The 14,739-nt window shown below is 48.5% G+C and carries 11 protein-coding genes and 1 pseudogene; 2 read left to right on the top strand and 10 right to left on the bottom strand.

All coding sequences use genetic code 11. From position 1 onward, the window contains the following. Nucleotides 1–152: 152 nt before the first annotated feature. The 3 genes and pseudogenes from ltrA to JQM82_RS10835 form a co-directional block, all read right to left on the bottom strand. Nucleotides 153–1,544, bottom strand: a complete 1,392-nt coding sequence (gene ltrA, locus JQM82_RS10845; RefSeq protein ID WP_235250338.1) for a group II intron reverse transcriptase/maturase — start codon at nucleotides 1,542–1,544, stop codon at nucleotides 153–155. Further along, the gene (locus JQM82_RS10840; RefSeq protein ID WP_235250337.1) at nucleotides 1,504–1,740 is read right to left on the bottom strand and encodes a hypothetical protein; all 237 of its coding nucleotides are present in this window, start codon (nucleotides 1,738–1,740) and stop codon (nucleotides 1,504–1,506) included. Before JQM82_RS10840 ends, ltrA begins: the two co-directional genes overlap by 41 nt. 276 nt (nucleotides 1,741–2,016) lie before the next feature. Beyond that, nucleotides 2,017–3,512 (bottom strand): annotated as a pseudogene (locus JQM82_RS10835) (IS1182 family transposase). A gap of 453 nt (nucleotides 3,513–3,965) precedes the next feature. Between JQM82_RS10835 and JQM82_RS10830 the strand changes: the two are divergent. After that, nucleotides 3,966–6,929, top strand: a complete 2,964-nt coding sequence (locus tag JQM82_RS10830; protein ID WP_235250336.1) for a hypothetical protein — start codon at nucleotides 3,966–3,968, stop codon at nucleotides 6,927–6,929. A 112-nt stretch (nucleotides 6,930–7,041) separates the two neighbouring features. On the opposite strand, the gene JQM82_RS10825 is transcribed toward JQM82_RS10830, so the two are convergent. The 7 genes from JQM82_RS10825 to JQM82_RS10795 form a co-directional block, all read right to left on the bottom strand. Then, nucleotides 7,042–8,691, bottom strand: a complete 1,650-nt coding sequence (locus tag JQM82_RS10825; RefSeq protein ID WP_235250335.1) for a recombinase family protein — start codon at nucleotides 8,689–8,691, stop codon at nucleotides 7,042–7,044. A gap of 72 nt (nucleotides 8,692–8,763) precedes the next feature. Further along, nucleotides 8,764–8,931, bottom strand: a complete 168-nt coding sequence (locus tag JQM82_RS10820; RefSeq protein WP_235250333.1) for a hypothetical protein — start codon at nucleotides 8,929–8,931, stop codon at nucleotides 8,764–8,766. Between the two features lie 267 nt (nucleotides 8,932–9,198). Then, the gene (locus JQM82_RS10815) at nucleotides 9,199–10,557 is read right to left on the bottom strand and encodes a virulence-associated E family protein (RefSeq protein WP_235250340.1); all 1,359 of its coding nucleotides are present in this window, start codon (nucleotides 10,555–10,557) and stop codon (nucleotides 9,199–9,201) included. Then, nucleotides 10,517–11,161 carry a CHC2 zinc finger domain-containing protein gene (locus JQM82_RS10810; RefSeq protein ID WP_331472882.1) on the bottom strand — a complete coding sequence of 215 codons (645 nt, stop codon included), beginning with the start codon at nucleotides 11,159–11,161 and terminating at the stop codon, nucleotides 10,517–10,519. Before JQM82_RS10810 ends, JQM82_RS10815 begins: the two co-directional genes overlap by 41 nt. A 53-nt stretch (nucleotides 11,162–11,214) precedes the next feature. Beyond that, nucleotides 11,215–12,459, bottom strand: coding sequence for a serine/arginine repetitive matrix protein 2 (locus tag JQM82_RS10805; protein ID WP_235250332.1), 1,245 nt, complete (start codon nucleotides 12,457–12,459; stop codon nucleotides 11,215–11,217). A 461-nt stretch (nucleotides 12,460–12,920) separates the two neighbouring features. After that, nucleotides 12,921–13,226, bottom strand: a complete 306-nt coding sequence (locus JQM82_RS10800) for a molecular chaperone (protein WP_235250331.1) — start codon at nucleotides 13,224–13,226, stop codon at nucleotides 12,921–12,923. Further along, the gene (locus tag JQM82_RS10795) at nucleotides 13,210–13,503 is read right to left on the bottom strand and encodes a hypothetical protein (protein ID WP_118751555.1); all 294 of its coding nucleotides are present in this window, start codon (nucleotides 13,501–13,503) and stop codon (nucleotides 13,210–13,212) included. Before JQM82_RS10795 ends, JQM82_RS10800 begins: the two co-directional genes overlap by 17 nt. Before the next feature lie 365 nt (nucleotides 13,504–13,868). Here JQM82_RS10795 and JQM82_RS10790 point away from each other — a divergent pair, with 365 nt between their 5' ends. Then, a complete protein-coding gene (locus tag JQM82_RS10790) occupies nucleotides 13,869–14,660 on the top strand; it encodes a helix-turn-helix domain-containing protein (RefSeq protein WP_235250330.1) in 792 nt (263 codons plus the stop codon). The last annotated feature ends 79 nt before the right edge of the window (nucleotides 14,661–14,739 follow it).

Here is a 14,739-nt window from a genome sequence, read left to right as displayed (position 1 = left end):
ACCATCAAGATTATTAAAAAATAACGCACTAAAAATCATCATTTATGAATGAGTATAAAGAAAAAGGATTCATCGTACAGTAAGACTGCCAAATTTCTATGAGGACGTAGATTTGTTAGACAGTCTGGCGTACCGTTCGGTACACGGCGGTTTCAATAGTTGACGTGCAGAGACTGGTATGCTGTGGCTAAATCGTAAAAGCCCCAGTGTATCAGTCTTTCTTTTGTTAGTGCTCTCTGAACCACACCATTTCCCGCCATTCGCCAATAAGCCTTACGACTGTAGGCTGCTTCGCATGCTGCCCATTCCGGCAGTCCGAGTCCCAGCAGCTTTCGTTTGCGTGTCTTTGGCAGTTTCCACTGTTTCCAGATGCACATACGAATCCGGCGATACAACCATCCATTCCATGACTCGACGTTGTTCTTCATATTTGCAATGCTGAAGTAGTTCAACCATCCCCGCATATAGACCTTTATGCGTTCCATGGCTTTCACAATACTTCCGCACCGGCTCCGGGAAGTGAGCGTCCGAAGTTTATCCTTGGCCTTCTTCCATGACTTGGCATGTACACGGATGTAGATGCCTTTGCCATTTTTCCCGAGGCAGAAGCCAAGGTACTTAAAATTTCGGATTGCAAACACGCTGACCGTACGACTTTTCTCCCGGTTCACCTTTAACTTCAGTGTTCCTTCAAGATATTTCGTACTGGTCTCCAACAGTCTTTCAGAGGCCCTCTCGCTCTTGGCAAGTAGTACGATATCATCCGCATAACGGATGCACGGTACGCCTCTTCTGCTGAATTCTTGATCAGACTCATTGAGATAGATGTTGGCCAGCAGAGGAGACAGGTTTCCTCCCTGCGGTGATCCTTCCTCCGTCTCAATGACAACACCGTTCTCCATGACGCCGCTCTTCAAATACCGCTTCACCATCTGGATCACTCTTTCATCCTTCACGTTCCTGCGCAGGATGTTGACCAGTAATACATGATTCAGCGTGTCAAAGTATTTTGACATGTCGATGACTACCGCCCTTGTATATCCCTGTTCGGCATACTCCTTGACCTTAAGAATGGCATCTTTTGCACTGCGTCCCGGTCGGTAGCCGTAGCTTCCGTCTGAGAACAATGGCTCATAGACGGGCATTAGCTGCTGTGCCATGGCCTGTTGGATGATGCGGTCGATGACGGTGGGAATTCCAAGCTTGCGTCCTCCGCCGTCCGGCTTCGGGATCTCTACTCTTCGTACAGGGGATGGCGTGTAGTGTCCGCTTCTTATCTTCTGCACGAGTTCGTGATTGTGTTCTCTCAGCCACGGAAGTGCCTCTTCGACAGTCATGCCGTCGACTCCCGGCGCTCCCCTGTTTGCCTTCACTCTTTTGTAAGCCTGGTTCAGGTTGTCCTTTTCCAGTATCTTACCTAAGATATCCGGCTCTGCACTGTCTCTTTCCTTCCATATCCGGTTGAACGAGCGGTGCGCTCTTACATACCCTTTACGTTCCGCGCTATCTCTCTGCAAGCAGCTTTCTGTGTTTTCTGCACTCATGTGCTCGTTCCTCCTTTCCGGGTCGTACTAAAGACTCCTCTTGATTCAGTCCTTCGTCCTTTGCACTGTTCGCACTCCGGCTTACTATGACCTCTGCTGACTCCTGTGTGTTCAGCGCATCTTCACAGATGCAGTTGCTTCTTTCAAAGCATTTCACACAGGTCTCCCCGGGTACCACACGTTTCTTTCTCTCCATCCATCTGCCACATTTATCCCCCGTGATTCCGTGCAGTTATTGGGCTTCGACTTGTTTGGCAGCCTTACCCTCACGAAAGACCTTATATGTGATTTCTGTCCGTCAGACCGGAGATTTGCCCATGGTTAGTCTGTTCCCACATCCAGCTTCCTTCAGATTCCACCTCACGGTGGACACCCTTGCTTTCGACTATATCCTTCCCACTGCCGGGCGGATTCGGGACTTGCACCCGTTAGAAACGTGCGCCGCCAGGCGCACCAAAGTTGGTGCTGGAGCCTAGCTCCAGCACCATTCTTTTTGCCAAAATACAAATTCCCATATTTTTTTGTAAAGGATAAAAAAGAATCCTGGTTTATTGTCCTGCCTTTCCCTTATATCCAAAATCTTTGCCAGCTTTTTCAGATTCATGCACGCAAAGGTCAGCCCGGCTTTCATTCTCATTCGGGCGTTACCGATATATTGTGTGTATCGAAATCCATGCTGTTCTTTTGCACTTCCGAACAATCTCTCAATGGTTTCTTTTCTCAACATATAAATCTCTTTGTTCCCGAGAGTATAGCGGATATCCTCACTGGTTTCCAGATACTCTTCCCAAATGTGGCGGGAGATCGTTTTTCATGCTCTTTGCTTTCTGTACATTTGGAAAGATAAGGACAGTTTTTACAGATGCTTTTATCGCTCTTGTATTCTTTGTAACCCTCCCGGTTCGTTGTCCGATAAGTAAGGATCTGATCCGCCGGACAGATATAGCAGTCATAGTACTCATCGTAGACATACTCATATTTCTTGAAGAATCCATCTTTTGTCATGGGCCTTTTATACGGAAACAGAGGCTGTATCCCGTCTTTTAACAATTCTCTGGCAATTGCCGGAGTCTTATATCCGGCATCCAATACCATCCTCTCCATATCCAGATCTTTTACTTTGTCATACAAAGGCTTCCAAGTCCTGCTGTCATGTTCATTCCCCGGATGTACAGTATAGCCTAAGATCCACCCGTGCTTGTCACATGCAGTCTCTATGCTGTATGCAAAAACATGTTTATGTTCGCCTTTTCGGAACCAGCCGCTTTCCGGATCTGAAGTACTGCATTTTTGCGTTTTGGCTCCTTCCGGGATTTCGTCTGAAGAACCGCTTTCACTAGAAGTGCCGCCGCCCGCTGCAGGCGGCGTAGTTGAATCATCCTTTTTTTCTTTTAAAGGTTTCTTTCCATGATTTTTACGGTCTTCATTGATTTCTTTTTTTAACTCCTCCTCATACCATAGAGCTTCTTGAGATGCAATCCTCTTTCTCATCTTTTTGCTGTTAGCACAGGCTTTTACATGGGTAGAATCCACAAACACCGTAGATGCATCTACCAGATGAAACTTCATACATTGTTCGAGGATATAGGAAAAGATCTGCTCAAACAGATCCGTATCCTTAAAACGGCGGGTATAGTTTTTTCCAAAAGTAGAAAAATGAGGAACCGTATCCAGCATATCCAGACCGAGAAACCAGCGATATGCTACATTCACTTCGATTTCTTTTATTGTCTGTCGCATACTTTTAATCCCATAGAGATACTGGATAAAAGGAATTTTAATCAGCATCACCGGATCCATGCTCGGCCTTCCGTTATCCGCACAATACTTATCTTCTACAAGATCGTAAATAAAGTTCCAGTCAATTGCCCGGTCAATCTTTCGGAGCATGTGGTCCTTTGGCACCATGTCATCCATGCTGAACATCATCATCTGTTCTCTTTTTTTATCGGCATCTCTTGTCATCATAAGCGGAACCTCCTTATAAGATAATTATACCATGTGCAGGGAACGCACCGCTTAACTTTAGAGTTGATAAGTAGGGAATTTTTCTTGATAAAAACCGGAAGAATCATTGAAATGTCGATAACTGCAATAGAAAAGCCCCGGTGAAAACCGGGGACTTTGTCTACAGTCTGAGGCACAGCGAAAGAAATTTTTCTTTCGCTGTGCCTGTTAAAATCTAGATTCACTTTTCCTGCTTAATCTGGACAATATCATCTTACTTGACAATTTTCGAAAAGCCTATAAAATATTAATTGTAAGAAACGTTAGCAGTTCGGTAGACAACATGAGAGGACAGGTTACTCATATTCAAAATTCTGCGATTGAAGGGTTTATTCTGACAAAATTATGTATGAAATAAAATCATCTGTGAGTTTTGCAGCATGATTTTATATAAATTTTATGAAGGAGGAAAACATGAAAAAGGGATCAAAAAAAGTGGCGGCTATCATTTTAACATTTTTCTTATGCATAGGCTTATTGCCTGCTAATTCTTTGGCAGCAGAAAATGAATATAATGAATCGCCAGTACCAGTAGAAGAAGTCACATCTGGGGCTATTCCAGAAATGCAGCCTGACTTGTCGAATGAAACAACTGAACAAACTGAGAATTATGCAGTAACATCTCAGACAGGGCAAGATCCAAAGGAAAGCAATGCCCAAACATCAGAAAATGCTATGTCTAGCAATGTTTTAAATCAGGAAGAAACGGATGAAAACAATCAGATTTCCGAGGGATTACAGAATGACAATTCGCAGGAGTCATACAATGATGTAGCTGATGAGGCATCTAATCAAGAACATGCGGGAGAATCTTCAACCCCATCTGATGTTGATGTGCCTCAGGCACTTTTGAGTACAACATCAGATTCTGCCGCTGTGGACGTGAGTAAACCAGCAGATTTTATTTTTGTTATTGATTCGACAGGTTCTATGCGTTCCTATATCAATTCTGTACGTTCAAATCTGTCATCTTTTGTGCAATACTTGGCAGAAAAAGATGTTAACATTAACCTTGCGGTTATTGATTATAAAGATATTACTTCTGATGGAAGTGATTCTACTGTTATACATTTGATGGATGGAAATCAATGGTCAAACAACAGCGATCAGATTGCTGAGCAATTAAATATGATTAATACAACTGGGGGAGGTGACAACCCTGAAACTCCGACCGATGCATTTGCAAAAATATTGGATGGTCAGATAAGTTGGAGAGATGATGCACAGAAATTTGTTTTTTTACTAACAGATGCCGACTTCAAAGATTCTGATGATGACGCCCAAATAAGAAGCATGGCTGAGTGTACAGAATATTTTAGGGCAAATGGCATACATACTACTATTGTCGGTGATCTTGCATATGAGGATCATTATAGATCTTTATATCAACTTACGGGCGGAAAATATATTGATATTAATTCCGCAGACTATTATAAACTAATGATTGATATCGCTGACTGGGTGTATGATGAAACCCTTGACACAGATGGCGATGGTCTGCCTGATGAGTGGGAAACTAACGGAGTAGACATTGATCATAATGGGATCATAGACCTTCATTTAGAGGAAATGGGGGCAGATCCTAATGTAAAAGATTTATTTGTGGAAGTTGACTGGATGTATCAGCCATATGTGGAAGGTAGTTTCCTTGGAATTACTTACACAAAACAGGAAGAAAAAAATCTAAAGCCTAGCGCAGAAGCGATGCGATCTGTTTATCAACAGTTCAAAGATCATGGCATTAATTTGCATATTGATGCAGGGGCCGACTCTATTGATTATGTTACAGGTAAAACGTGGGGGGATTTATCCGGCGGAAATAGTATTGAATATTCATCAAATTTTGATTTGGGTAGTAACTATGAAAATTGGAATCAAATGGCGTTAAATAATTTTGATCGTGCAAGATGGTCTGTTTTCCGTTATTGTTTATTTGTAAACAAATACAATGATGGTAGATCTTCAGGAATTGCTGAGGGAATCCCTGGTCAGTTTTTCATAATTGCTGATGTAGATGGTTGGATTTCTGGAACAAATACAGCTACTGCAGGCACATTTATGCACGAATTGGGACACACCTTGGGTTTACGTCATGGTGGAAGCGATAATGTTCACAATAAACCAAATTATTTAAGTATTATGAACTATTCATTTCAGGTTACAGGTTTAGTGGGTACAAACGAAGTGAATTATTCTGAGTATGTTTTGCCATCTTTAAACGAAAATTCACTGAATGAAAATAATGGAATTGATCCGAATAGTATAACTGCCGGCAGTAATATCGGAACGAAATGGTATTATGAGAAAGAGCATAAATTTTTGTTCTTTGATTTTGGAACCACGACTGAATCTGGAACAGCTACGGGAGTGGCCGGACAGAGCATCGATTTTAACGCAAATGGTACGATAGAGAATAATGTATCTGTTAACTTGAATGCTAGTGCAGAAACTAATCTTTCTGAATCCGTAAATGACTGGAATAGAATTATCTTTAAAGGTGGATTGATTGGCGGATATGGAGAAGATATTACAGAAGACACAGTCTTAATCTCTTATAATCCAGACATGGAAGATGAACTGAACGAATTAGATTATGACACAGCCCTCGAAAATGGACTTTTGGGAAACCCCGGAAATTGTAGTATTACGAATGTTAATCCTTCCCGCATTTATGAGAATCTGGAAGATCAGAAACTGTATGTTTCTGTCAACAATCTATATAGTGACACGTCAACACCTACACTAAAAGTAACTTCGGACCTGCTAAGTGAATCGTTTGTCCAAAAACTCGAACTTCCTGGAACGCTTGGTAAAATGGAGAGCATTACGATTGAAATTCCAGTAAAAAGCGATCTAAACAGTGGAAGTTATAAAGTGGTATGTGAATTAGAATGCGATGATGGTACTACAGTATCTTTCACAAAAGATATTGTAGTTGAAGAGGCCCAAAAAATACAAATGACACCTGGTGAAACTCAAACAATTTTGCCAGATGATGCAGGAAATAATGATTACAATTGGAGCACCAGTAGTGACGTAGTTTCTATTGATGAGAACGGAAATGTAACTGCTAATGGAGAAGGTATTGCTGTCATTACGGGAACTAATCCAGAGAACGAAGTGATTTCTTTTATCATTGAATCACGCTCAGAAAATGCGTCCACTGATAATAGTAACCAAGATGAAAATTTAAGTAATCCAAATGGAAATGAAGATTCTCAACAATCGCAAAATTCTTCAGTAAATTCAATTACAAGCACTAGCCAACTTGAAACTGGAGATAACACCAACATAACATTATATGTTGTTTTATGCGTACTTTCCCTTGGTTGTATTAGCGGGTTAGTGTTAGTAAAGAAAAGAAAAAAGAAAATGTGATGATATACTAATGACATTGTAAGAGAAACAATTCCGGATTTTTCTTGTAGTTGCTGTACCTCCAAAAATCAAAAGCCCCATCCCTCAATGGTTGAGAGATGGGGCAAACTATTTACGCTGCAATCTCTGGGATTTCCCCGACAAAGTTATAAACGATCCTGACTTCCTGCACCTTCTGGCCGTCCACCTTCTTGACCTCGCCGATCAGAATCCGGCTGATGAGCCGGTTCAGCACCGCCTCGTCCAGTTCCTCGATGGCGGAATAGCGCCGGATTTCGTTGATAAAAGTGCGGACTTCGCTCTCCTGGGCGTCAGCCCGGCTCTGCATCATCGCCAGGTCATGCAGACGTTTCTGGTTGGATTCCTGCTCCTGTTCCAGCGCCGCTGTCAGCTTCACAAATCGCTGCTCGGTCAGGATGCCTTTGGCCTTGTCGGTGTACAGGCTCAGGAACATTCCGTCAATCTCCTGATTCCGGGCCTCCAGCCGCTGGCGTTCCTTCTCTGTCTGAGAAGCGTCCACCAGATACCGGCGCTCCATCCGGCTGCTGAGCCGCTGATAGAACGCATCGGCGTCCTTCATCGCCTGCGCCGCCAGTTCCTGAATGTCCTTCAGCACCAGATTGTACAAATCTCTGGCCTCAATCTTGTGACTGGAGCAGACCTTGCATCCCATCCGATTGTAGGTCTGGCAGATATAGTATGCCTTGTCAATCGGTTCCCGCATCTCGCCGGTGAAGCGGTTCTTGCCGGTTCGGCCTACCTTCTCATACCGCACCTGCATGGACTTCCCGCAGGTGGCGCAGTAGACCAGGCCGTGGAACAGGTTGTAGAAGGGGCAGGAATTCCCCTGAATGGTCGGCCTGCGGTCAATGAGTTCCTGTACCTGTTCCCATTCCTCCAGCGTCACAATGGCCTCATGGCAGCCCTCAATCACTTCCCACTGGTCACGGGGGATAATGTCATAGGTGTTGGAGCGGATGCCCTTCTGATGTGTCCGAAAGACCAGATGTGCGCCCTTGTAGAAAGGATTCCGCAGGATATGGCTGATTCTCGCCCCGCCCCAGGAATAATAGTTGGCGTCAAACTCCGTGTTGGCCTTGACATGGGTGATGGGGATTTTTTCTTCCATCAGACGTTTGGAAATCCTCATGCAGCCCAGCCCGTCAAGGGCATAATCATAGATTTTGCGAATAATAGGTGCTGTCTCCGGGTCAATGATGAGATGCCCTTTGTCCTCCGGGTCACGCATCAGACCGAAGGGCGGCGTCCCTCCGCAGAACTTTCCCTGCCGGGAACGGGTGGTGATGCCCGCCAGCACCTTTTTGGAAATATCCCGACTGTACATATCGTTCAGGATATTCTTGAAGGGCGTAATGTCCATCTCCTGACGGGTCAGGCTGTCCACGCCGTCCGTGATGGCGATGTAACGCACATTGTGTTTAGGGAAAAAGATTTCGATATAGCTGCCAGCTTCAATATAATTCCTACCAAGCCTGGATAGGTCTTTGGTGATGACGCAGCCGATCTTCCCCGCCTCAAGGTCAGCGATCATGCGCTGGAAGGCAGGGCGGTTGAAATTGCGACCCGTATAGCCGTCATCCACATAATACTCATACTGGAACATCCCATGCTTTTCAGCAAAGTCCCGAAGCATGATTTTCTGGTTGCTGATGCTCATGCTCTCGTTATCGCCGCCGTCATCCAGAGAGATACGGCAGTAGAGAGCGGTGATTTTCTCAAAGACTTGTTTTTTCCTGCTCATAGCGTTCTCCTTCTATGAACAGGGACACGATACCATTATAGTACCATGTCCCTGCCCCTGAATCAACCGTTTTTACGCAGCGTTTTCGGCCATTTCCCGCTGCTGACGCCATTCCTCAAAGTGTTCGCAGGTCTGGCGCTCGATCAGCTGCTCAAAGGCTTCCCGCATGGACTTCTCCCCGGCGAACTCCCGCACCACCACAAAACGGACTTTATTTTTCTGCTGCTTGCTTTTTTCCATAGGCTACCTCCATAGAGTAGCAGGCCAGGCGGCAGCACCGGCAACGAAGTCCGGCAACGAACCTCTGAAAACCTGTAAACTACCGTCTGACCCGCAAATCTTACTTTGTGAATTTTCTTGAAAAATCTCGTTGCTTTCGTTGCCAGAAATATAGATAGGTATTAGAAAATGCCTTATTTACAGGCTTTTCCCGTATCCAGACAGAGAAATCCCTGGCAACGAACCCGGCAACCAGGTGGCAACCATCCTGGCAACAGACCACCCTTTTCAGGCGATCCACTCCTTCGGAAGTTCCAACTGACGGCATTCTTCCTCGCTCAGTTCCACAAATCCATCTTCGTTGCCGGGCAGTTCGTTGCCGGAAGCGTCCCGTTCCCAGCCCTTCTGCCTGCCGTATCCGGCGAACATCTGGGGATTGGAGAACGGCTTCCAGCCCGTCACCACCGTATTCATGATCTCGTTGATATTGTGAAGCTGCCACCGCTTCGGTTCGTCATAGGTGTGGCCCAGTGCCTCCTTGAACAGCTGTTTGGAGCAGACCATGCTGCCGGTGTAGTGTTCCAGAAAGCCCTGTATCTGTCCGGCCTCCGTGTCCTCCGGCATGAAATCCTTCTGCACCTCCACAAGCTGCCGCTGGATGGACTTGCTGAATTTCATGGAATACTTCCCGCTGCGGTAAACCGTCATGGCCTCTGCCCAGACCTGCAACAGGTAGTCTCTGGAAGCGTCCTCGTCCTCCAAAATGTGAACCTCCGCATTCTCCGGGTAAATCATGATGGGAAGGAAACGCCGGTTCCCGGCCCGGTCAAGGGGCAGGAAGTCCAGCGTGTTGGATGAACCGCCGAACACACACTGACGCAGCCGGTCTTTAGGCTGGGCCTCGTAGGGCGTCCGGTAGGTTTCCTTCTGGCGGCTGATGAATGAGCGGATTTCCTCAATGCTTTTGGCGCTGCTGGTAGCCAGCATCTCCGACATCTCAATGATCCAGTGGCCCTGCAGCTTCAAATACACCCTGTCATCGTCCAGTTTTTTCAGGTCATCACTGAACCACTCGTCCCGGATCGCCAGCAAGCGGAAGAAGCTGGATTTTCCTGCCCCCTGGCCGCCCACCAGACAGAGCATTTCCTCATATTTGGAGCCGGGGCGGAATACCCGCCGGATGGCACCCAACAGGAAGTGTTTCAGCATTTCCTCCACATAGTCGCTTTCGTCCGCACCTAAGAAGTGATGGAGACAGGAACGGATGCGGGGCGTCCCGTCCCAGACAAGGCCGTTCAGCACGTCCTGTATGGGATGGTAGCAGTTCTCATTCGCCACGATAGAGAGCGCCGCCGTCATCTTTTTCTCGCTGGTCAGGCCGTAGGTCTGTTCAAAATAGAGAAGCAGATACTTCACATCCGTATCCGTCAGGGCGCTGGTGTTCCTGCTCCAGCCCAAATCCCGCACGATGTCCACCCGGTCAGTCAGGAGGTTCAGCCGGATGGCGTCCCGCAGCAGCGGGTCATGGCAGAACACCGTCCGGCAGTTGCCGATGGTGTTGGCGGGTTGGCCCTTTTCGGTGACGGAGAGGCTTTCCCGCACCTCGTCAACGCTCTGCTCCGGCGCTAAGGCTTCGGCTGCGTTCATGGCGGCCTGCCGGGTGGCTGGCGGTAAACTCTGATATTCGCTGCTCAATCTTCCTCACCTCTTTTCCGTATTCAGCGACCACGCAGGCCCGTTCCTCCATACTGCCGGACAAAAGAATATCCAGCAGATACTCGGTGTATGGTTTCTTTTGCAGGGCCTCCACAAACAGCGGGTTCCATGCTTCCTCCGGCGTCTGCGGGGCGTATTCCTTCTCCCAGCGTTCCAGCAGATGCAGGTAATCGCACAATACCCGGAAACATTTCTGCTCCGCCTGCCGGTAGCGCAGTTCTTCGCTGATTTTCCGTTTGACCGGCCTCCTGCGGGGCGGGTCATGGCCTTTGGCGTCAAAGCTGACCGAGAAATCCTCCGCCAGCTTCAAGGCCGCCTCTTTACTGTTCAGCCCGAACAGGCGGGCGGTAAAGTCAATTACATCCCCGTCCGCCTGACAGCCGAAACAATGGAACCGGCGGTCAACCTTCATGCTGGGATGTTTGTCATCGTGGAAGGGACAGCAGGCCATCCCGTTCCTGCCGACCCGTACCCCGTAAGATTCCGCAGCCTGCCTTGTGGGGACAGCCTGCTTTACCGCTTCAAACACATTCAATTTTCTCACCTCCAGACAGAGAAAAAGGCACCTGAATCCTGAAATCAGACGCCTCACAACTCCATATCCTGTTTCTTTGTCGGGGCAATCCGCCCCTCCCGTTCCCAACGCTCCCGGTTATCCCGGTCAGCGCTTTGCTTTGCCTTTGCCAGCTTATCCATAATGGATTCTTTGGCTTTTTTCTTGATCTGCTCCTTTCCGGCCTGCTTGACCTCCGGCTGCATCAACGTCCGTTGGATTTTCGCCAGAGCGTGCTGCATGGCGTTTTTGATTTTGGTAATGACCCCGTCCAGCCGGGCAGCGGTGTACTCACGTTCCTTTTTCGAGGCCTTGCGCTCCGGCGACAGCACCCACTTTTTGGATTCCTCCACCAGACGAATATCTTCCTTGTGCGTCTCCTGCCGGACGGTATCGGTCACGACCTCCACCGCCTTGTCATAGGCCGCATCGGAAACATCATCTAACAGAGTCTCCACGTCCTCGATTTTGAGCGTCAGTTCTTCCAGCTTCTGCTCCTGCGCCGCCAGTTGCTCCTTCTGCTTCACCAGGATATAATCCTGTTTTTCCAGATACTCCCTCCCGCCGTAGGACGGCTCCTGATCCAGATCCAGCCCATGCCGCTTTGCGATGTCAAACAGGATCGTCCGGCAGACCGCATCGAAAGTTTGTTTCCGGTTGTTATGCCTGCCTTTTGGCTTGTCCGGGTTCGGGAGAGGGATGCCCAATTCCTCCAGCGCCTTCTCCTGCTGGGGACACAGTTCCCCGTAGCGGTTCTGGCAGTCGAATACATGGCGTTCATGGATGTGGGGCGTCCCCTCGTCCAGATGAAGCGCCCAGTCTAAGATGTGGATATGGGAACCGAAGCGGCGCTCAAATTCCTCATAAAATTCATTGACGATGGAAAAGAGCGTTTCCGGCGGGACGGATTCTCCCATTGTGCCGATCTGGTAGATGCTTTCCTCCGGGCAGGTCTTGTTGTTTTTCAGCAAGTCCTCCACGGTGCGGTTACGCTCGGTGTGTCGGGTTTTCTCATTCCGGGCGTTCTGCGCCTCCACATGGTCAGAATAATGCTCGTAGTAGTACATCCGCTCGATTTCCTCAAAGCTGAAATCCGGCTGTTCCGGGTTTTCCCGGAACTCATGTGTCGTGAAGCCCCGATAGCAGTCCCAGTAGATGTTCTGTCTGGCCCGCTCGGCGTCAATGTGTTCGCTGTTCTCCACATCGAACCGGCGGTCATTGTGGCGGGGATTGTAGGTGCCATGCTTGCCGGAGCGCCCGTTGTGTCGTGTCAGTTTCAAACAATTTTCCTCCTTCCTGCGAAAATGTTCCGGGGCCGGGGAAGGGCGGCGAAGCCGCAAATCCTGCGAAAGTCTGCGTCAGGTAATACCCAGTACAAGTTGACGCAGGCATCAACTTTCCCTGGGCCAAGGTTTTCCACCTCTGGACACCGGAGTAAAGGCTCGCCGCCTCTACACTCCGCACAGGCGCTGCCGCCCTGTACCCGCCCAATGGGCGTTGCCCCTTGACCCCAGCAGTGCGCTGCCGCCCCTACACCCAGGCACAAAGGGCTTGCCGCCCTCTGTACTCCCGCTCCGGCGAAGCTGGCTTCCACCGCAGGAGCGGTTTTTGCCAGTTTCACCGCCTCCGTATCCGCACATTTGCGCCCATCGGCGGGAAGTGGATACGGAATACGCCTGCGGGGATTGCCGGTCAAAACAGCGGGTGCAGACCCGCTATTTTTTCCGTAAACGCCCCGATTTCAGGCGATTTTTTCTTCCGCACCTACCACCTGAAATCCATGCTCTTTTGCATACTCCCTTGCGGCGGCTTTCCGTTCCTCACTGTATGGCGGAATGAGCCGGATTGACAGCCGGGACTTGTCCAGCACATGGGTCACGCTGCCCTCCGGCGTGCTGCGCTCCAACCGGCACAGCATCGGATACTTCCGGCTGAACTCTGCCAACCTGCGCTTCAAGCTGGCGTTGAAGGTGTAGATGCTGGCAAGGTTCTCCGCCTCGTTCCAGTTGATGATGGTTTCTTTCTCATATTTAGACAGCTTCGTCATACAAATCCTCCTCATAATCGGTGTAAGATTTCAGCACACGCAGGCTGCGCTTGAGACGGCGGTACTCGTCCATCTCCATGCGCAGATGGTGGTAAAAAGCCTCGTACCAGCTTTCGTCCACCTCCGTCTCCATCTTCCGGGCCAGCCCCAGCATCCGGCGTTTGGCCTCCGGGTCAACCGTCAGGGCCGTCAGCCATTTCAGCCGTGTCACCGTGTTGTGGTGGCTGGGACAGGCGAAAGCGTAGAGAATCTTTTTTTCTTTCATGCTCAGTTTCATAATGATATTCCTCCATTTCTTTGCTGCGGAGCACCATGCGCCCCGCATGATAAACTTGTTTCTGTCCGCCGGTCTGCCTGCAAGCCGCTCCTGCCCGGAATTTCTCCCGGCGTATCGGCCTCTTTGGTGCGCTCGATTTCTGTCCTGGCGTCACTTCCCCGGAGGTCATACCCCTTGCAGCCGGTCATTCGATTTTCAAGGTTCAGTGCCTGTCTGCAAGAACCATTCTATCGAAAAAAGGGGGCTGCTCCCGTATATCCAAGACGTTGGAAAAACGCTCGAAATCCGCATATTTCCACGCTTATGGAATCGTGCTATAATGGGTGTATTCACTGAAAAAACGATAACGAGAGAGGGGGCATTGGATGTACACAAAGCTGTCAATCCCGGAGCGGCTCAAAGACCTGCGGGTGGTGGACAAGCACCTGACGCTGGAACAGCTGGCAGAGCAGACCGGCCTGTCCAGATCGGCGCTGGGAAAATATGAGAGCGATGATTATAAGGACATCAGCCCGTTTGCGATTGCAACGCTGGCAGAATTTTATGGCGTGTCCACCGACTATCTGATGGGGCTGTCCGAAAATAAAAATCACCCAAACACAGAGCTTCAATCCCTGCATCTGAGTGACGATATGGTAGAACTTTTGAGCAGCGGCAGGATCAACAACCGGCTTCTCTGCGAACTGGCTACACATCCGAACTTTCAGCGGCTGATGACTGACATGGAAATCTTCATCGACCGGATTGCCGATATGCGGGTGGAGCAGATGAACCTAATCCTTGAAGCCACCCGGCAGACCGTCATCAACAGCCATGCGCCGGGAGAGAATGACCTTTATATGCGCACACTGGAATTAGGGCAGATACAGGAGAGCGACTTTTTCAGCCATGTCCTGCATGACGATCTGGACAGCATTGTCCGGGACATACGGGAGGCACATCTCAAAGATAAGACCACCGCCGACCCGCAGCCCACGCTGGAGGACGTCAAGGAACAATTTGAACAGGCCGTCCAGCAGGGCAGCGATGTGGAAATGCTGATCCATGAATTCTGCGATAAGTTGCAGATACCTTTTGAGAAGATTTCCTCGGAGGATTTCTCAGCATTCTGGTGTGGTATAAAAAAAGTTGACATCTTATTCTCAAGGATTTCATGATAAAATCAAGAGAATAAGGAGGTACTCAAAATGGCACGTAAATATGACCATGAATACAAAGTACAGGCAGTTAAGTTAG

The sequence above is a fragment of the Faecalicatena contorta genome (genome assembly GCF_021531995.1).
GTDB lineage: Bacteria > Bacillota > Clostridia > Lachnospirales > Lachnospiraceae > Dorea_A > Dorea_A contorta_A.
This window is presented reverse-complemented; position numbering and strand designations above follow the sequence as displayed.